At 46.4% G+C, this 18,286-nt stretch carries 20 protein-coding genes; 13 read left to right on the forward strand and 7 right to left on the reverse strand.

From position 1 onward, the window contains the following. Nucleotides 1–33: 33 nt before the first annotated feature. Nucleotides 34–1,266, reverse strand: a complete 1,233-nt coding sequence (gene mtaB / locus ACKRDP_RS00150; protein WP_409152696.1) for a tRNA (N(6)-L-threonylcarbamoyladenosine(37)-C(2))-methylthiotransferase MtaB — start codon at nt 1,264–1,266, stop codon at nt 34–36. A gap of 79 nt (nt 1,267–1,345) precedes the next feature. Between mtaB and ACKRDP_RS00155 the strand changes: the two genes are divergently transcribed. The 8 genes from ACKRDP_RS00155 to ACKRDP_RS00190 are packed head-to-tail and all read left to right on the forward strand — an operon-like array spanning nt 1,346 to nt 8,439. After that, entirely contained in the window at nt 1,346–1,774 is a 429-nt protein-coding gene (locus ACKRDP_RS00155; RefSeq protein ID WP_409152697.1) for a hemerythrin domain-containing protein, read from the forward strand. Continuing rightward, a complete protein-coding gene (locus tag ACKRDP_RS00160) occupies nt 1,771–2,979 on the forward strand; it encodes a hypothetical protein (RefSeq protein WP_409152698.1) in 1,209 nt (402 codons plus the stop codon). The genes ACKRDP_RS00155 and ACKRDP_RS00160 overlap by 4 nt, the downstream gene beginning before the upstream one ends. Beyond that, on the forward strand, nt 2,976–4,040 hold the full coding sequence (murG, locus tag ACKRDP_RS00165; RefSeq protein WP_409152699.1) for an undecaprenyldiphospho-muramoylpentapeptide beta-N-acetylglucosaminyltransferase: 1,065 nt from the start codon (nt 2,976–2,978) through the stop codon (nt 4,038–4,040). The genes ACKRDP_RS00160 and murG overlap by 4 nt, the downstream gene beginning before the upstream one ends. Continuing rightward, nucleotides 4,037–4,468 carry a hypothetical protein gene (locus ACKRDP_RS00170; protein ID WP_409152700.1) on the forward strand — a complete coding sequence of 144 codons (432 nt, stop codon included), beginning with the start codon at nt 4,037–4,039 and terminating at the stop codon, nt 4,466–4,468. Before murG ends, ACKRDP_RS00170 begins: the two co-directional genes overlap by 4 nt. 12 nt (nt 4,469–4,480) lie before the next feature. Next, entirely contained in the window at nt 4,481–5,359 is an 879-nt protein-coding gene (gene galU / locus ACKRDP_RS00175) for a UTP--glucose-1-phosphate uridylyltransferase GalU (protein ID WP_409152701.1), read from the forward strand. Between the two features lie 12 nt (nt 5,360–5,371). Continuing rightward, nucleotides 5,372–6,238 (forward strand): COX15/CtaA family protein, encoded by an 867-nt coding sequence (locus tag ACKRDP_RS00180; RefSeq protein ID WP_409152702.1) that lies wholly within the window; start codon nt 5,372–5,374, stop codon nt 6,236–6,238. Continuing rightward, nucleotides 6,232–7,110: a heme o synthase gene (gene cyoE, locus ACKRDP_RS00185; RefSeq protein ID WP_409152703.1), complete on the forward strand. Its 879-nt coding sequence runs from the start codon at nt 6,232–6,234 to the stop codon at nt 7,108–7,110. Before ACKRDP_RS00180 ends, cyoE begins: the two co-directional genes overlap by 7 nt. Nucleotides 7,111–7,113: 3 nt before the next feature. Then, complete coding sequence (locus tag ACKRDP_RS00190) at nt 7,114–8,439, forward strand: heme-copper oxidase family protein (protein ID WP_409152704.1); 1,326 nt, start codon at nt 7,114–7,116, stop codon at nt 8,437–8,439. Here the strand turns inward: ACKRDP_RS00190 and mtnC are convergent. The 5 genes from mtnC to ACKRDP_RS00215 are packed head-to-tail and all read right to left on the reverse strand — an operon-like array spanning nt 8,411 to nt 12,080. Further along, nucleotides 8,411–9,091 carry an acireductone synthase gene (gene mtnC / locus ACKRDP_RS00195; RefSeq protein WP_409152705.1) on the reverse strand — a complete coding sequence of 227 codons (681 nt, stop codon included), beginning with the start codon at nt 9,089–9,091 and terminating at the stop codon, nt 8,411–8,413. The two genes, ACKRDP_RS00190 and mtnC, sit on opposite strands and share 29 nt — an antisense overlap. Then, complete coding sequence (locus tag ACKRDP_RS00200; protein WP_409152706.1) at nt 9,088–9,642, reverse strand: 1,2-dihydroxy-3-keto-5-methylthiopentene dioxygenase; 555 nt, start codon at nt 9,640–9,642, stop codon at nt 9,088–9,090. Before ACKRDP_RS00200 ends, mtnC begins: the two co-directional genes overlap by 4 nt. Beyond that, the gene (locus ACKRDP_RS00205; RefSeq protein WP_409152707.1) at nt 9,639–10,334 is read right to left on the reverse strand and encodes an MjaI family restriction endonuclease; all 696 of its coding nucleotides are present in this window, start codon (nt 10,332–10,334) and stop codon (nt 9,639–9,641) included. Before ACKRDP_RS00205 ends, ACKRDP_RS00200 begins: the two co-directional genes overlap by 4 nt. Next, nucleotides 10,327–11,487: a DNA-methyltransferase gene (locus ACKRDP_RS00210; RefSeq protein ID WP_409152708.1), complete on the reverse strand. Its 1,161-nt coding sequence runs from the start codon at nt 11,485–11,487 to the stop codon at nt 10,327–10,329. Before ACKRDP_RS00210 ends, ACKRDP_RS00205 begins: the two co-directional genes overlap by 8 nt. After that, nucleotides 11,484–12,080: a methylthioribulose 1-phosphate dehydratase gene (locus ACKRDP_RS00215; protein ID WP_409152709.1), complete on the reverse strand. Its 597-nt coding sequence runs from the start codon at nt 12,078–12,080 to the stop codon at nt 11,484–11,486. Before ACKRDP_RS00215 ends, ACKRDP_RS00210 begins: the two co-directional genes overlap by 4 nt. An 18-nt stretch (nt 12,081–12,098) precedes the next feature. Here ACKRDP_RS00215 and ACKRDP_RS00220 point away from each other — a divergent pair, with 18 nt between their 5' ends. From ACKRDP_RS00220 to ACKRDP_RS00240, 5 genes are all read left to right on the forward strand, one after another. Beyond that, on the forward strand, nt 12,099–12,506 hold the full coding sequence (locus tag ACKRDP_RS00220; RefSeq protein ID WP_409152710.1) for a coiled-coil domain-containing protein: 408 nt from the start codon (nt 12,099–12,101) through the stop codon (nt 12,504–12,506). Continuing rightward, complete coding sequence (locus ACKRDP_RS00225) at nt 12,499–12,921, forward strand: MotE family protein (RefSeq protein WP_409152711.1); 423 nt, start codon at nt 12,499–12,501, stop codon at nt 12,919–12,921. Before ACKRDP_RS00220 ends, ACKRDP_RS00225 begins: the two co-directional genes overlap by 8 nt. A 74-nt stretch (nt 12,922–12,995) precedes the next feature. After that, nucleotides 12,996–14,111 carry a radical SAM protein gene (locus ACKRDP_RS00230; protein WP_409152712.1) on the forward strand — a complete coding sequence of 372 codons (1,116 nt, stop codon included), beginning with the start codon at nt 12,996–12,998 and terminating at the stop codon, nt 14,109–14,111. After that, nucleotides 14,108–14,398: an FUN14 domain-containing protein gene (locus ACKRDP_RS00235; RefSeq protein WP_409152713.1), complete on the forward strand. Its 291-nt coding sequence runs from the start codon at nt 14,108–14,110 to the stop codon at nt 14,396–14,398. Before ACKRDP_RS00230 ends, ACKRDP_RS00235 begins: the two co-directional genes overlap by 4 nt. Then, on the forward strand, nt 14,395–14,757 hold the full coding sequence (locus ACKRDP_RS00240; protein WP_409152714.1) for a DUF309 domain-containing protein: 363 nt from the start codon (nt 14,395–14,397) through the stop codon (nt 14,755–14,757). Before ACKRDP_RS00235 ends, ACKRDP_RS00240 begins: the two co-directional genes overlap by 4 nt. On the opposite strand, the gene dnaE is transcribed toward ACKRDP_RS00240, so the two are convergent. Beyond that, the gene (gene dnaE, locus ACKRDP_RS00245; RefSeq protein ID WP_409152715.1) at nt 14,743–18,201 is read right to left on the reverse strand and encodes a DNA polymerase III subunit alpha; all 3,459 of its coding nucleotides are present in this window, start codon (nt 18,199–18,201) and stop codon (nt 14,743–14,745) included. The two genes, ACKRDP_RS00240 and dnaE, sit on opposite strands and share 15 nt — an antisense overlap. Nucleotides 18,202–18,286 lie beyond the last annotated feature (85 nt).

Genomic DNA, 18,286 nt, shown 5'->3' on the forward strand with positions numbered 1-18,286 from the left:
TAAAGGTTTTGTCTGTATGTATTATAACACGCATTAAAGCACAATCCTGACAACTTTCCCTACTTCTTCCATGTTTTCCCTTTCCACATGCAGGTAGTTTTCCGTAAGGAGTCTGCCTCTGTCTATTACAGTGGCTCTCAGGCTCTTCCCCATGTTTTGTTTGTAGAACTCCTCTCTTTTTTTTCTATCCAGCTCCTTCAGCCTGCATACTCTCTCTTCTCTTACCTCAGAAGGAATCTTCCCCTTCATTTTGTTTGCCTTTGCAAAGGGTCTGTCTGAGTAGGGGAAAATGTGCATGTAGGCTATAGGAAGCTCCTCAAGAAGTCTGTAAGTTTTTTCAAAGTCGTCCTCTGTCTCTTTGGGAAAGCCAACTATTATGTCCGTGCCAATGGCAGAAAGGGGTCTTCTGCTGACTATTCTTTCCACAAGCCTTCTGTAATCCTCTGATGTGTATTCCCTTTCCATGAGCTCAAGAATTTTGTCAGAACCGCTCTGAAGGGAAAGATGAAAATGCGGAGCTATCTTCTCTTCCGAGGTTATCAAATCAAAAAGCCTGTGGTCAATCTCTGCGGGATACAGGGAAGAGAGCCTTATGACCTCTATCCCCTTAACCTTAAGAAGTCCTTTCAGAAGTTCATGAAGGCTTGTTCCCATGTCCCATCCATACTGGGTGAGCTGGGTGCCTGTCAGAACTATTTCCTGAAAGCCCCTCTCTGCGAGCAACTGCACCTCCTGCAACACCTTCTCCTCAGGGACGCTCCTCACCTTTCCCCTTGCGTAGGGTATTACACAAAAGGTGCAGAAACGATTGCAACCCTCCTGAACCTTTATGAAGGGTCTTGCCTTTTCAAAGTATGTTACAAGGTCAAAGCTTTCAAGTTTGGACTGGCGAAATATATTATCTACAAAGACCTTCTTTCCTCTGCTTTGAAGGAAATCCTCCACTAATTCAACTATTCTGTGTCTGTGTGAGTTACCCACTACAAGGTCAACCTCCTCCATGCTGGCAAGTGCCTGAGGGTTAACCTGTGCATAGCACCCTGTGGCAACCACTACTGCACTGGGATTTTTTCTCCTTGCCCTGCGTATAGCCTGACGGGATGACCTGTCTGCCTCAGAGGTGACGGTGCATGTGTTTACTATGTATATGTCCACAGCCTCTTCAGAGTTTACAACCCTGTATCCCTTTCGCCTGAAATTATCTGCCATGAGCTCGGAGTCAAAGTAGTTGCTCCTGCAACCGAGGGTGAAGAGAGAAACTTTCATGGGGATTTAATATAGCCCCTTGACGGAGGGGAAAAAGTAAGTATATATATACTATCAGAATGCCCAAAGGAGGTGAAACATGTTTACCATAACAGAGTATCTGACAGAGGAACACAGAGAATGTGATGACCTCTACGCAAGAGTGGAAGAGCTTGTCAGCTCCGGGAGCTGGGAGGAGGCGAAGAAGGCGTTTGAGCTATTTAAAGTGGAAACGCTCAGGCACTTTCAAAGGGAAGAGGATGTGCTCTTCCCTGAGTTTGAGGGGAGGACAGGGATAGTTATGGGCCCAACACAGGTAATGAGGATGGAGCATGCGCAGGCAAGGGAGCTTTTAGAGAGAATGGAGCAGGCTCTTGAAAGCAGGGATAAGAAGGCTTTTCTTTCTACAGGGGAGACCTTTATGATACTTATACAACAGCACAATATGAAAGAAGAGCAGATACTCTACCCCATGTGTGACCAGCACCTTGACGCACCTGAAGTGGTTCAGAAAATGGAAGCTCTATGAATTTCCCCAGAGGGCTCTCCCTACTACAGGCTCCGCCTTTTATCCTTGTCTCTGGCTTTTTCACAACAGCTTGCTTTCTCTGGTTTCTGGGTTCACTGCTTGAGCTTGTGGCATTTTTCAGTGATAGGCTCAGCCTTCCTCTTCTAGTTCACATAACCACCATTGGTTTTGCTCTCTTTTCCATGTTTGGTGCCCTTTTTCAGATGCTTCCTGTTGTAACAGGTGCTGTTATAGAAAGACCAAAACCAAAGGCTTTTGTTTCATGGCTTTTAACCATTTCTGGCTATCTGCCCTTTCTGTCTGGCTTTTATTTTCAGAGCCTCTATTTGCTTCTTGCCGGTGCCTTCATGCTTCTTCTGGCTGTAGCCTATACAGGCCTGCTGATGCTTTACAAGCTTGTAAGGATTAAAAGCTACACACCTACTGTGCGAGGTATGAAGTTTTCCCTCCTTTTTGTTCTTATTGGTGCCCTTCTGGGCTTTCTTGTGGTGCTGTCTTATTCAGGCTATGTTCCTTACACGGAATACCTCTTAAAGGCACATTTACTTACCATGCTCTTTGGCTGGGTCTTTTCCCTTGTTGCAAGCGTTTCCTTTCAGGTGGTGGAGATGTTCTTCGTGACAAAGGCGTATCCAAGGTTATATGCCATGAACTTCTCCTACCTTTTGATTCCCGCCATAGCAATAGCCTTTAGTGAGTCCAAGTTCTCAGCCCTTCCACTTGCTCTCCTCGTCTCAGCCCATGCCCTGATTACCTTTCACAGACTCCTGACAAGAAAGAGAAAAGTTGCGGACAGGAGCCTGCTTTTCTGGTATCTTTCCCACCTGCACCTTCTTATTTCTATGCTTCTTCTGCTCCTTGAAGGATTTGGTCAGCGATTCCTTTTCGCATTCGGTTCCTTCTTTTCAACTCTTATAATCGGTATGATGTTCAGGATTATTCCCTTTCTTGTGTGGTTTCATCTAAGCAACGAAGGTGCTTTCAGAGTTCCTCTCATGTCTGAGGTAATAGACCAGAAGCTTATTACTGCATGCTTTTTGCTCAGCCTATTGCTTTCACTGAGCCTGTATCTTCTGCCTCTTATGAAGTTAACCTTAGTGCCCATCCTTTTACATTTGGCTCTCAGCCTTACTCTTTTTTACTCCATACTCAGAGGTGCTCTTCTTTACTTCAGGCTAAGCCCACTTTATAATGCTTCTGAATGAAAGTTTTTGTGTCCGGTGGAGGCACTGGTGGACATTTTTTCCCTGCCCTTGCCCTGATTGAATGTCTCCTTGAAAAGGGTGTAACCTCTGCTTTTGTGGGCTCGGAAAGAGGTATTGAAAAAAAACTTATAGACAGAATACCGGTGCAGAGCCATTTTGTCCAGTCTCATCCTTTCATGGGGAGGAGTATTAGAGACAAGTTTTCAGCCCTCTTTAAGAACCTTCTGGGAAGTATCAGGACAGCAGAGCTGGTAAGTAAGGAGGATAAGGCTGTGGTTTTTGGAGGCTACGCAAGCCTTCCCCTCGGACTGGCATGCCTTTTCAAAAGAGCTTCACTATACCTTCACGAGCAGAACTCAATACCCAGCAGAACGAACAGGCTTCTGACAATATTTGCAAAAAGGGTGTTTATAACCTTTGAATATTCAAGGAGATATTTTCCTGAGGACAAGACGGTCAGAACTGGGCTACCCATCAGAAGTTCCCTGCTTGAGGGGTTAAAGCTCAGAAGGGAGGAGGCGCTTTCAGAGCTCGGGCTTGAAGACAGGACTACCCTCCTCGTAATGGGAGGTAGTCAGGGAGCGAACTTTCTAAATGAAATAGCTCCTCAGGTCCTTTTAAAGACTGGCTGGCAGGGGATACACATAACGGGAGAGAAGGATTACGAGAGGGTAAAGAGCCTCTATGAAGGAAAGAGCATGAAAGTCCTCACTCTTCCCTTCAGCCATAAGATGAACCTAATATACAGAGCCAGCACAGTAGCCCTCAGCAGAGCTGGTGCGGGAACGGTAACGGAGCTTTCTCTGTATGGCGTGCCCTCTCTCTTTGTTCCTTTCCCCCATGCAGTGGGAAACCACCAGTTCTACAACGCAAAGGAGATAGAGGAGATAGGCGGGGGGCTTGTCCTCACGCAGGAAGAGGCTGACACAGATTCCATAATCCAGAGGCTCAATAGGCTTATTGCGGACTATGAATCTTTTTCAAAGAACATAAAAGCCTTTGCCAATCCCCTTGCCTGTGAGGAAATGGCAAAGTATATTTTAGAAGAGGAGGGCTTATGATAAGGTTGTTTTTTGCCCTTATGATTTTCCTGCATGCCTCTCTTGCCCTTACGCCTGCGAAAGAAAAACAACTTCTGAGGGATGTGGCAGAGATTAAGGCGACCTTAAAGGTATTTATGGAACAAACTGACAGAAGGTTTGAGCAGGTGGATAAAAGGTTTGAGGAGCTAAATAAGAAAATTGAGATGATTCTGGTATTTATGGGAATACCTGCCGGCGTCTTTGTAAGCATAACTACGGTGACCATAGGTTTTGCCATATGGGACAGAAAGACTATGGTAAGACCTTTTGAAGATAGGGTAAAAAAGATGGAAGAAGAACTTACGGAGAATAAAGCAAAAATCAGAGATTTTCTGGAGGCGCTCAGAAAACTTGCAAAGAGAGACGAGGAGCTTGCAAGGCTTTTGAGAGAGAAAAATCTACTCTGAGGAGGTATAGACATGGAGGTGAGAAAGGCAGTTCTGCCAGTGGCTGGCTGGGGGACAAGGTTTCTCCCTGCCACAAAAGCCATGCCCAAGGAGATGTTTCCAGTCATTGACAAGCCTGTCATTCAGTTCATAGTGGAGGAGTGTCTTGAGGCAGGCATTGACAACGTCATATTCGTCACCGGTAGGCACAAAAGACCAATAGAACATCACTTTGATATAAACACGGACCTTGAAAAGCACCTGGAGCAGTGTGGAAAGACGGAGCTCCTGAAAAACATCATGGAGATAAGCAGGCTCATAAATCCCATATACATAAGGCAAAAGGAGCAGCTGGGGCTGGGACATGCAGTGCTCGTGGCCGAACCTGTGGTGGGCTATGAGCCATTTATAGTATGTCTGGGTGATGTGATACTCAGAGACGAGGATAATGTGCTCAGGAAGATGATGGAGGTTTACAGAAGGTTTGGTAAGAGCGTTATAGCGGTTTTTGAGGTGGAGCAGAAGGATGTTTCAAAATACGGCATAATAGACGGCAGACATATTGAGAAGGACATATACATAATAGATGACCTGGTGGAAAAACCAAAGCCTGAAGAAGCCCCATCAAGGCTTGCCATAGTAGGCAGATATCTCTTCACACCTAGAATATTTGAAAAACTCAAGATAACTCCTCCCGGTAAAGGTGGTGAAATACAGCTCACCGACGCCATAAAGCTACTGCTGGAAGAAGAGGCTGTCTACGCCATAAAAATTGACTCAAGGGTCTACGACACAGGAACCCCCATGGGATACATTCAGACCATTCTTGAGTTTGCTCTGCAGAGGGAAGACCTGAGAGATGGCCTGCTTAAATACATGAGAGAACTCATAATAGAACCTACTGAGGTATAATTTATAACCATTATGCTGAGACTGTCTTTAGGGCTAGCCATACTCTTTACTTACATAGTGATGATATGGGGTGGGGCGGTCAGGTCAACAGACTCTGGTCTCGCCTGCCCAGATTGGCCCCTGTGCTATGGTAATTTCCAGCCTCCGAAGGACACCGCCGCAAAGCTGGAGATGGGGCACAGGACAGTAAGCGGTCTTGCGGGTATATTTGTATTTACCACCTTCTTTCTCCTGTGGTTCAGACACAGGACTGCCCCCAGGTCTGCCAAAATAGTTTCACTTGTTGCTCTTATATTCACGCTGTCTGCTGCTCTTACAGGCATGAAGATGATAAGGTCTGAAGCACCGAACCTCAAGTATGTCTCTCATATGCTCCTCGAATCTTTCCATATATATGAGTCCATGATAATTCTGGGTGCACTTGTTCTCACATACAGGTTTCTTCAAAAGGAAGAAGTTCCCGGTGGGGTGCCCTGGTGGGCTTACGCCTTTGCTCTTACCACCATGATTACTGGCGTTTTAGTCAGATACACGGGCTCTGGTGAAGCCTGTGGTCATGAGTGGCCCACATGTGCAGGAAAGCTCATTCCCGACCTTACCAACTGGCAGGTTGCCCTGCAGTTCGCCCACAGAAACATATCTTATGTGACCTGGCTTGCCTTCCTTCTGGCAATGGTGTCTGGCTTTAACAGGACTACTCTCACAGCCTTCCTTTTAATAAACCTTCAGTTTCTCTTTGCCATATCTATGGTGGTATCCGGCTTTTTCCTTCCCTTTGTATTCCTTGACACTGCCATGGGCTTTTTCCTCTTTGCCTGGCTCACATACAACCTCCAGCTTAAGAAAACGCCCGAGCTAAAGGTAAAACCTGCATGGTAGGTAGAGCGGTAGCATACAGCAACCTGATAAGGGACTACATAGTCCTTACGAAGCCAGGTATAGTGCTTCTTGTTCTCATAACCACTCTTACAGGTATGTATCTTGCAAAAAGGGGGTTTCCAGACCCATGGCTCATATTCTGGACGCTTCTGGGGACTGGTCTTGCCTCTGCGGGTTCAGCGGTGCTTAACCAGTTTTTTGACAGGGACCTTGATGCACTCATGAGCAGAACAAAAGACAGACCCCTCCCCAGTGGTAGCATAACACCTTTAAACGCCCTTGTTTTTGGTTTCTCTCTGCTTCTGCTTTCTGCGGTTGTAATGCTTCTTGAGGTAAACCTGCTTGCCACCTTCTTTGTTTTTCTTGCCTCCTTTTTTTATGTGGTTGTTTACACAGTTGCCCTGAAGAGAAGGAGCCCTCTTGCAACGGAGATAGGTGGTGTATCCGGGTCTCTGCCACCGGTTATAGGGTATGCGGCAGTAAGGGGGGAGGTGGGCTTTGAAGCCCTTATACTCTTTCTCATAATGTTTCTCTGGCAACCGCCCCACTTCTGGGTTCTTGCCATAAAGTATGCGGAGGACTACAGAAAGGCTGGAATCCCAACTCTGCCAGTTTCAAAGGGCATAGAGCATACCAAGATAAAGACCCTCATATACACAGCAGGGCTTTTACCCCTGAGCCTGCTACCTTCACTCTATGGGCTTGCAGGGCACATATACTTTGTCTCAGCTCTCGTGCTCAGCAGTATATATCTGCTTCTTACCATAAAGTTCGTCCTGTCTAAAAAGCCTAATGGCATGTTTCTGTTCTTTTACTCAGTTCTATACATAGCTCTTCTCTTTTCCCTTATGGTTTCTGACATGAGGAGATAGATAATGCAAAGAAGATGGCTTATGCTTTCCATAATCTCACTGGGGCTTGGTGGTTTTCTTGCCCTTGTTGCGGCCGTGGCGAGGACTCCTGCGGTCTACAAGCTGGTCCCTCCAGGATACTTTTATCATTCGATCATAGGGCATGTGGACCTTGCCATAGTGGGCTTTTTCCTGACTTTTAGTCTTCTTCTCTGGCAGATAACCTTCAGAGAGGAGCTAAAACTTCCCTTCTACCTTTCCCTGGGTGGCGTTTTCCTCATAGCTTTTGTCTCCCTGCTGGGCATTGGCAGGGGGGTATCCAACAACTATCTGCCCACTATAGACCATCCCCTCTTCTGGCTCGGTGCTTTTATTTTCTTTGCGGGCTTCTGGCTTGGTGCCTTTATATTAACAGGCAAGGCAGAGTCCGGAGTGTTTTCAGAAAATCCGAGGGAGCACCTTGCCTCCGTGTCGGTTCTGCTTTCCGTGCTTATGTTTTTTGCCTTTGTTACTTCTATTCCCAAGTCGGGCTCAAGGGAGGAGCTTTACCTGTTTTATGAAAGGCTCTACTGGGCACCGGGACATGTGCATCAGTTTATAAACGGTGTGATGTTTCTGTATGCATGGTATTACCTGTTTGAGATAAGGGGCGTAAAGCTTCAGCTTGGAAGGCTCAAGTATCTGAGTTTTCTCTTTCTTTCTTTCTGCTTTATGTATGTGTTCATTCCCGTAATATTTGGAGACCCGGTCTCCGAGAGTGCAAGAAGGCTCACGGACCTTGGTTATGCTGTGGGGCTTGGTCTTCCCATATTTTTTCACATATTTTTCCTGCTTAAAAACTTCAGGGCTGGCAGGGACCTTTATTCAACCGCCTTTGTCATTTCCCTTACCCTCTATCTTCTTGGCGTTTTCATAGCCTATGCGGGAGTGCTTCCCTCTCTTGTGTATTATTTTATAGAACCCTCTGCGGGATACATGGGCATGAAGTCCAGCCTGAGCATACCCGCTCACTACCACGGCGTGATAACAAGTCAGACTCTTGCCTTCATGGCAGTTGCCTATCATCTCTTTAAGGAGTTTGGCTACACTCAGAAGCTCAGCAAGATTTCCCTGCCACAGGTTTATCTTTATGGTTCTGGTATGGTGCTTTTCGTGCTGGGGCTTTTCTTTGCAGGACTCAAGGGTGCACCGAGGAAGACCTATGGCACTGGCTTTACCGATGACCCCCTTGTGCTTCTGTCTCTGAGTCTTATGGGTGTGGGCACCCTTCTTGCGGTGGCAGGCGGGGTGATTTTCGTGCTCTACTCCCTGAGGGTTCTGTCTAAAGGCTCTCAGGCTCTATCTGAGTAAAGTCCCTCACTACCCTGTGCGTGGAGTCAGAGATCTCACCATCCCTTATCACCCTTACTGTCTTCATACCTGCACACCTTGCGGCGCTTACTTCCTCTTCCACATCGGATATGAAGAGGCATTCCTCGGGCTTTATCCCGATGCTCATAGCTATACTGAGGTAAGACTCCCTTTCCTTCTTGCCCCCCACGGAAGTGTCAAAGAAACCATCAAAGAGATAAGTTATGTCCCCATACTCTGTGTTTCCAAAAAATAGCTTCTGAGCCTTTACAGAGCCAGAGGAATACACATAGAGCCTGTAGCCCTTTTCCTTCCACTCTTTGAGCCTTTTATAGGCATCTTCGTAGATGTGTCCCTTAAGCTCTCCAGAGAGAAAGCCCTCCTCCCATATGTGTCCCTGAAGCTCTTTGAGAAGAGGCTCTTTGAGGTCCCTGTCTATCCAGTCCTCAAAGGTTTTTACCGCCAGCTCAAGGTCTACCCTCTGACCGAGCCTTTCCTCAAGTTTCTTTATTATGTCTTTCATGTGCCCCTCTTCCCAGTGAGCACCGAGAAAATCCCGGAGCTTTTTCTTTGAGTAGGGGAACATGACCTCCCTTACATAGTGAAGGGAAGAGGTCGTCCCCTCTATATCTGTGATTATAGCTTTTATCATGCCAGCTCCAGGAGCTCATCGTGAGAAGGTATCTTTGTAGATATATCTGAGCCAGTGAAGTTTGCAACCCAGCCCTCTGGTATGGAGAAGAACCTTATAGCCTTGAAGAAGGGCTCTGTGCCCATGTCAAACCAGTGTTTAGTGTTGGCCGGCACGCTTATAAAGTCCCCTTTTTCACACACAACCACATAAACCCTGTCATCAGGATGAAGATAAAAGGTTCCAGAGCCGTCTACAAAGAACCTTACCTCAAAGTCCGAATGTGTATGCTCTGAAAGAAACATGTTTCTTAGCTCTTCCTTTCTTGGATGGTCGGGTGTGAGGCTCACCACGTCTATGGACTTAAAATCAAACTCCCTGACTATCCTGTCCACATCCTCCCTGTAAGCCTGTAGCACCTCTTCCTGGCTTGCAGACCATGGAAGTTCTCTGTCTGTCTTCCACCTCTCAAGGCGAACACCTATGGTGGATAGCCTGCGGGCTATCTCTTCGTATTCCTTCACAGTCTCTACAAGTTTTCCCTCTTGGTCAAAGATGGCAAGTAGGCTCATGCTGGACCTCCTGAAAGTATCATAGCCTTCCTAATAGACTCCACGAGCTCATCCTCGTTATAAATATATTTCACACCCTTGTCTTTTTTTACGGAGAATATCACAAAAACCTCTCCACCAACCTCCCTTTTAAATCTTTCATGAGAAGCCTTTAGCCAGCTTCTCCAGTTATGCACCTGAGGAGTTTGTTGATAGGTGATAGGCTTTATCTGAAGGCCTATTATTCCATTTTTACATTTTATGTAAAAGTCAATGTTATATTTTCTGTCCCAGATATCAGGTGCAGGCTCAATTTTCACTCCAAGCATATCCTCAAGGCGTTGGTAAACAGTTTGTTTTTCTCTAATATAGCCCTGAAATGTTCTGTTGAATACCAGCTCTCTTATGTAAGAAACACAGTCTTCGTCTGTTATACTTTCTATCTCCTTTCTTATATTCTCGTGAATTCTTTTACAAAGTTCAAGCCCAAGCAGTTCAAGATAATGGTCTATAGTAAGTTCTGGAATATGCTTTCTCATATCTTCGTATTTATTTGGTCTGACCTTCTCTCTATAGTATTCAATCCAATCTTCCAGTTTTTTGGGAGAACACTGTCGTATTTCCTCAGCCACTTTCCCCACATACTTTGGTCTATTCAGTTGCCATCGGTTTGTAGCAATATTCAGTAACCACTCCTTTCTTTTGTTATTCATCCCTTACCTCCTCTGCTATGTCCATCTGAACCATTTTTCTGTTTATGTGTATTCTGTTCTTCAGAAAAACCTTAGCCCTGACCGTATCCGAGTCTGCTAGTTCATTATATATTCTGAGTATAACATCCTTTCCTTTCACATACTTATTTAGGTATTCAATAGCAGATTTCTTGTCTTTAATTCTTATATTTGCAAGTTTTACTTTCAATCCTGTAGAAAGCAGTATGGTATCTTCAGAAACCACATCCACAACTCTGTATAAGCTATCTTTACCAAGCTTTAACATTCTTTCATCAATTAATGGTTTTGCATCCTTAACACTTGGTCTGTAGTCTACTGGTTCTGTCTTAAACTCCTTATGCTCTCTTTTTATAATATCAAGCCCGAATACGCCCAGCTTCTGCCTTGCTATAGATGCATATCTCTCATTAACCTCGTAGCCCACAGCCTTTCTATTTAGCTTAACCGCCACCTTAAGAGTGGTTCCACTGCCTGAAAAGGGGTCAAGCACTGTATCTCCAACGAAAGAAAACATCTTTATAAGTCTTCTTGGGAGCTCTTCAGGAAATACCGCTTCGTGGTCTATCTGCCTTGCACCTCCAAAGTTCCAGTGACCTGAAAAATATTCTTTCCATTCTTCTTTTGTCAACTTAGAGGCTTCTTTGATATTCCTTTCAACTTTTCTTTTGCCTTCCTTTTTGAATATAAGAATAAACTCGTAGTCTATTTCTACAACTCCATTCGGTGGATAGGGAAAACTTCCCATGATGTTTGCACCGCCGGTGGTGTTCATGGTGGTTTTCTTCTGCCATATTATGGCACCCATATAGTCAAAACCTATTTGCTCACACATGGATATTACTTCTGCATGCAAGGGTATTACTTTATACTTTCCGTATACAACACTTCTGGCAAACTGGTCTCCTATGTTAATACACAGCTTCGTCCCGCCTTTTAAAACTCTAAAGCACTCTCTAAACACGAGGTAAAGGTCTTTTAAATACTTATGAAGGCTCTGCCCATATCCTATCTGACCTTCAACTCCATAATCTTTTATATGCCAGTAAGGTGGCGAGGTAACAACAAGGTCTACACTTTCATCCTCCAGTTCCTCCATACTTCTCGCATCTGCAATATAAAGCCTTGCCCTCATGCCTTCAGAATCATCTTAAGCTCGCATTCAAGGAGGAACTCAAAAGCCTCAAGCCTTATGTATGCCTCCCTTATACTTCTGCCCCAGGTGTAGAGTCCATGAGACTTGAGAAGAAAGCCGTAGAATTTGCCCTCTCTGAGCCTGCCTTCAACCAGCTTAGAGAGCTCCTCCATGTGTTGGGAGTTTTCAAAAACTGGAACGCATAAGCTCGTTTCATGTGTTTTTATGCCGTCAAAGGCCTTTAAAAGTTCGTATCCCTCAAGCCATACGTCACCCTTGGATACTCTTGATATGAGGGTGGAATTGACCGAGTGAACATGAAGGACTGAATTGACCTCTGGAAAGGCTCTGTATACCAGAAGATGAAGGAAAGTTTCTGCGGAGGGTTTTTTTGAACCTTCCATAACATCACCCTTCAGGTTAACTATAACAAAGTCCTCTCTTGTGAGATGTCCCTTGTGGCTTCCAGATGCGGTTATGAGCACCTTATCCTCTCCAAGCCTTGCAGAGAGGTTCCCACCGCTCGCAGGAAGCCATCCCCTTGAATGGAGAACCCTACCAATCTCTATGAGCTCAGAGACTTCAGCGTGCATAGGGTTTATAATTTTAACATGGCCTTAAGAAGGATAATAAAACTGAAGGAGGGTATAAAGGAGGCAAGGGCAAGGGAGCTGAGAGAAGTTCAGATGCAGATTGAGGCCATAAAAGAGCAGATAAAAGCTTTGGAAGGTGAGGCAGAAGCTGTAAACGAGAAGGCAAAGGTTTCCTTTTCTGAGGGCCTGCTCTTTCAATACAGGGCCCTTATGGCCAGGAAAAAGGAACTGACAGAAAAGCTCCGAGAGCTGGAGGTTTTGAGAGAGGAAAGGAAAGAAAAGCTAAAACAGGCTTACAGAGATGTAAAGGCGCTTGATATACTCAGAGTAAACAGAGAAAGGGAGAGCATGGTAAAAAACCTGAACTTTGAGTTTCAGAAAGCGGGATTTTTACATCTTATAAAGCACAGGTTGTGGAATGGTTAAGGTTCTACTTTCTGCGCTGCTTTTTTTCAGCTTTGCCTTTCCTCAGTCTGCCCTTCAGAAAAAACTGAAGGAAGAAAGGGAGAAGAAGGCGAGAGATGAGCTGAGTGCAATCTCAAAGGACCTTGAGGAAAAGCTCAGAAAGATTGAAGAAGAAAGGAAAAAACTTGAAGAACTTAAAAGAGCACCAGCTCCAAAGGAGGAACAAAGACCGGAGGTGAAAAAACTTGTGGATATATTCAACAAGGCATCTCCTGACGAGGCGGGTGCCATAATGAACAATCTTGACCCGAACCTGGCTGCAGAGATTCTGCTAAACCTTAGGGAAAGACAGGCGGCTGCCATACTGGAGGCTATGGACCCACAAAAGGCTGCGGAGGTTTCCAGAATTGTAATGGAGAAAAGGGGGAAAAGGTGAGCTTATAGGCTCATAAGAAATTTTTAAAGGTAAGCCTCGGGGAAGGCTTATAATAACTTTCTGGAGGTGTAAGTATGGACAGACTGGTTCTTGAAAGGCTCACAGAGCAGAAGGAAAGCCCCGAATACCTTCAGATAAGCATGGCTGCTGCTATGACCCTCGGTATGGTGCCGGGACAGTTTTACAGAAATACAAGGCTTAGCTGTATAAACACGCTTCTTACCTATCCCTCAGGGTGCCATGCCACCTGTGCCTACTGCGGTCTACAGAAGGCGAGGGAGATGGAATACTCCAAGAAGAACTTCATAAGGGTGGAGTGGCCCACCGTAAAGCTGGACGATATCATAGAAAGGGCAAAGAAGGTGGGTCATGTGGAGAGGCTATGCATAGCGCAGATAACCCACCCAAGAGCTATAAGGGATACAAAGTATGTGCTCAAAAGAGTCCTTTCTGAGCTTGGAGACCAGCTCTTTGTATCCCTTCTCATAAACGCCACTGGCACCACTTACGAGGATATGGAGGACTACAAAAGGCTGGGTGCGGACACGGTGACCGTTGCCATAGACTGCGGAACGCCTGAGGTTTTTGAAAAGCTTCGTGGAAAACCCATGAACAGCCCTCACAGATGGGAAACCTTTTGGAAGGTGCTCCACTGGGCCTGTGATGTGATGGGGGATGGTTACGCAGGGTGCCATCTTGTGGTGGGGCTTGGTGAGACAGAGCAAGAGATGATAGAGACCATACAGAGGGTAAGAGACCTTGGTGCAAGGACGCACCTTTTCTCCTTCTGGCCAGAAGAAGGCTCCATGATGGAAAAGGAAAAGCCATGCCCCGCACCTCAGTTTAGAAGGGTTCAGTTTGCCAGATACCTCATAGACAACCAGATTGCCCGGTATGAGGATATGAAGTTCAACGAAAAAGGTCAGGTGGTGGACTTTGGCATAGGTAAAGATACCTTTGAAGAGCTCTTCTGGAGCGGAAGACCCTTCATGACCTCAGGATGCAGGGGCAAAACTTCAGAAGTTGCCTGCAACAGACCCTTTGGAGACAGCTCCGTGAGCGACATAAAGAGCTACCCCTTCAGGCCAGATAGGTCCGACCTTCAGAGGATAAGAAAGCAGCTCTTTGACTATGAGATGACCACCAACTATCCGGATGTGCTCAACCCCAGCGTCTTCAGGTATCAATGAACTGGGGTGACCTGCTTTTAGATATGGGCTATGCGGGCTTTGCCGGCTTTGTGGTAGGGTTTGCAACCAGAAGGGTGCTCAACCTTTTCCTGCTCCTGCTTGGTCTTTACATACTCTCTCTCATGTGGCTCGCCAGCAAAGGGATAGTTGAGGTCCACTGGGGTCAGCTTTTTGTCCTCTTCAGGGGTATGTTTGAAGGATTTACAGAGTTTGTGCAGGGGCTTATCAGAAAGCTTGCCTTTGCTGGCAGTTTTGCAGTGGGCTTTGCCCTGGGGTTCAAAGCTTGAAAGAGAGAGAGCTTCTCGAGGAAGCTAAAAGGCTCTGGGACAGCGGAGATTTCTACTCTGCTCACGAGCTGTTAGAAGATGTGTGGAGGCTCTTTCCAAAGGAGGACAGGTTTTCAAGAAACTGCTATCAGGGCCTTATAAGACTTGCCATAGCCTACAACCATTATCTGTGTGGAAGAAGAGATAGCTGTTTAAGAGTTCTCAGGATGGTTTATGAGCAGCTCCAGCCATGCAGGGAGGGTTTCAGGGGTATAGATACCGCATACCTTCTTGAGTGGGTAGAAGTGCATATTCAGGCTTTAGAGTCTGGAGGGGAGATAGATAGCTTCCCCATCTTTCCCCTTTCAGGAAACCTCTAAGCTTATGCCCATTTCCCTGAGCCTTTCCCTGAACTTTACTATGTGTGTTCCTACCTTTATCCTCGGGTCTGCCTGAAGGAGCGTCCTGTATCCGTTTATCCTCAGCTCAAGGGTGAGCTCTTTACCCTCCGGGTCTTCGCACTCTCTTATGAGCTCTTTCAGCCTCAGAAGATTTTCTTCTTCAAGCTCCTTGAGAAAAACAAGCCTTATACTCATGCCCTCACCTCTGAGGAACTCCTCGGGTGTATGCACCTCCCTGAGGATTAACTTGACTTCTTCTGTTTCCTGGTCTATATCCAGGTCAAACCTGCCCACTATTATCTGGTCTTCCTTTATCTTTTCCCTGTTCTGGGTGTATGTTTCTGGGAAGACAAAGACCTGTGCTATGCCTGTTTTGTCCACAAGGTTGAAGAGGGCAATATGGTTGCCCTTCTGTGTTTTCTTCACTTTGAGCTCTGTTATAACTCCTGCGAGGGTGTAGGCCCCCTCCTGGACCTCCTCCAGCACCTCAAGGTTTGAAACCCTGCCCCTGAAGAGCTTTTCATAGGGGTCAAGAGGGTGTGAGGACACATAAAAGCCAAGGACCTCCTTTTCATATTTAGAGTAATCCTCTTCCCTTATTCTTTCCCCACCGAAGAGTCCTTTAACCATTAGAGAGCCACCCTCAAGCCTCTGAAGCAGCTCCGTGCGTTTTTCACCGCTGAAGTCAAAGGCTCCCGCCTTTATGAGAGCTTCAAGGGTTTTTTTGTTAACCTTTTTGCTGTCCACAGTCCTTATGAAGTCTCCCAGAGAAGTCCATGGTCTTTTCCTGCTCTCCACAATGAGCCTTGCCGTGTCCTCACCTACACCCTTTATACGGGCAAGACCAAACCTTATGGTCTTTTGACCCTCTATAACAAAGTCCATACCGCTCCTGTTTATGTCCGGTGGCAGAAGTTTAAAGCCCTCTGCCTTTGCATCCTTGAGAAGGTTTATAAACTTTCTGTCGTTCTTCTCAGTTGAGAGCTTTACGCAGAAAAACTCCTCAGGGTAGTGCGCCTTTGCATAGGCAGTCCAGTAGGACAGATAACCGTAGGCTACAGAGTGGGACTTGTTAAAAGAATAGCTGGCAAACTTCTCTATATCTTCCCAGAGCTGGTTTATCCTCTTTTCATCGTATCCTCTCTCTACCGCACCCTTTATGAACTTTTCTTTCATCTGTGCCATAAGGTCCGCCTTTTTCTTGCCTATTGCCTTTCTGAGGGTATCTGCCTCACCGGGGGTAAAGCCCGCAAGAATCTGAGAGGCTTTCATGATTTGTTCCTGATATACCCACACGCCGTAGGTTTCTTTCAGCACCGGCTCAAGCTCGGGGAATGGGTATTCCACTGGTTCTTTTCCGTGCTTTCTGTTTATGTAGCTATCCACAAGACCGCTCTTGAGTGGTCCAGGTCTGTAGAGAGCAAGCACAGCCACAATGTCTTCAAAGCTGTCGGGGGCAAGTCTTTTAAGCAGGGTTTTCATACCACTGCTCTCAAGCTGGAAGACGCCCGTGGTGTTTCCTTCTCTCAAAAGGTCATAAACATCCCTATCGTCAAGGGGAAGACTGAGGTAGTCTATTTCCACCCCGTGCCTTTCTTTTATGAACTCCCTCACCTTCTGAAGCTCCGTGAGAGTCTTCAGACCCAGAAAGTCCATCTTTATGAGCCCTACCTCTTCCAGCTTCCCCATGTCAAACTGCGTAGCCACCGCACCCTCCTTGTCGTAGTAAAGGGGCAGAAGCTCCTCAAGAGGTTTTGGTGCTATGACAACACCCGCAGCATGCAGTGAGGTATGTCTTGTTAGACCTTCAAGCCTGAGGGCAATCTCTACAAGCTTCTTTAGCTCAGGGCTTTCCTCACATAACCTTCTGAACTTTGTGGCGTTTTCCTCTATGTCTGTTCTGTGCCTTCCGTATTTTTTCAAAAGCTCCTCTATAGGCACAAGGAACATCTCTTCCAGAGACAGCCAAGTGCCCTGCACATCACCCTGCGGTATGAGCTTGGCAAGCGTGTCTGCAGTCTGATAGGATATGCCAAGGGCTCTTGCCACATCCCTGAGGGTCTGCTTTGCCTTCATCACGTTGTAGGTGATTATCTGGGCCACATTCTCTGCACCGTATTTGTCCCTCACATACTCTATTACCCTGTCTCTGTTCTCCATGCAGAAGTCCACGTCAATGTCGGGCATGGAAACCCTCTCGGGGTTGAGAAACCTCTCAAACAAAAGCCCGTGCCTTATGGGGTCCACATCCGTTATGCCAAGGGCAAAGGCAAGCAGAGAGCCTGCGGCGGAGCCCCTTCCTGGACCAACCGGTATGCCCTGAGACTTTGCCCAGTTTATAAAGTCCTGAACTATAAGAAAGTATCCCTCAAATCCCATGCGGGATACCACATCCAGCTCAAAAGTCAATCTTTCCCAGTATTCTCTGCTATCTTCTGCCAGACCCTGGGCTATCCTCTGTTTTAGCCCTTTTATAGCAAGGTCTTTTAAGAATTCCTGTAGTGGCACGCCTTCTGTGGGAAAGTGTGGCATGAGATAGCCACCGCCCTCCAGAAGCTGGAAGCTCTCTGCGGTCTTTTCCGCCACCTCAAGGGTGTTAAGAAGTGCCCTTTCCCATCCATCAAACTTGTCTCTGAACTTTTCCCATACCTCCTCGGCGGAGGCAAAATGGAGCCCCTCGTTGGCACACTTCAGTCCTCCACCCTGCTGAATCTCAGTAAGGGTTTTTTTCATCTGTATTGCCATGAGCACCTGATGGGCAAGTCTGTCCTCGGGCATAAGGTAGTGGGAGTCGTTGGTGGCAATTAGCTTTACTCCAAATCTCTGGGCTATCCTTATGAGGTTTCTGTTGGCAACTTCCTGCTCAGGAAGAGAATTGGACTGAAGCTCAAGATAAAGGTCCTCGCCAAAGAGGTCTAAAAACTTTTTGACCCACTCAGTGGCCTTTTCCTCATCCCCAAGACTTGCGTAATAGGTGGGAACACCCTTAAGACATGCGGTTATGGCTATAAGCCCTTCATGATACTGACTGAGAAGCTCATAATCAATCCTCGGCTTGTAGTAAAAACCCTCCTTGTAGGAGAGGGTGGAGAGCTTCATGAGGTTTTTAAGTCCGGCGTCATTCCTTGCGATAAGTATAAGATGGTGATTGTGTCTGTCTGTTATGTTGTCCTCCGAGCCCTTGCCCTTTCTGTCAAAGCGAGAACCAGTGGTAAAGTAGGCTTCCATGCCTATGATGGGCTTTATGCCCACCGCTTTCATGCTCCTGTAAAAGTCCACGATACCAAAGAGGTTCCCGTGGTCTGTGATGGCTACCGCCCTGTAGCCCAGCTCCTTTGCCCTCTTTGCAAGGTCTTTCACCTTTATGGCACCGTCCAAAAGCGAATACTGCGTATGAAGGTGAAGATGCACAAAGTCTTTCATGCCCCTTATAGCTTATAAGGCTTTAGGTATTCGGATGCAAGCAGGCAGAAGGTTGAGCTGTAAGCTCAGATTAAACCAGCACCAA

Origin of the sequence: Pampinifervens navoyensis, assembly GCF_046159715.1 — a bacterium.
Lineage (GTDB): Bacteria > Aquificota > Aquificia > Aquificales > Aquificaceae > Pampinifervens.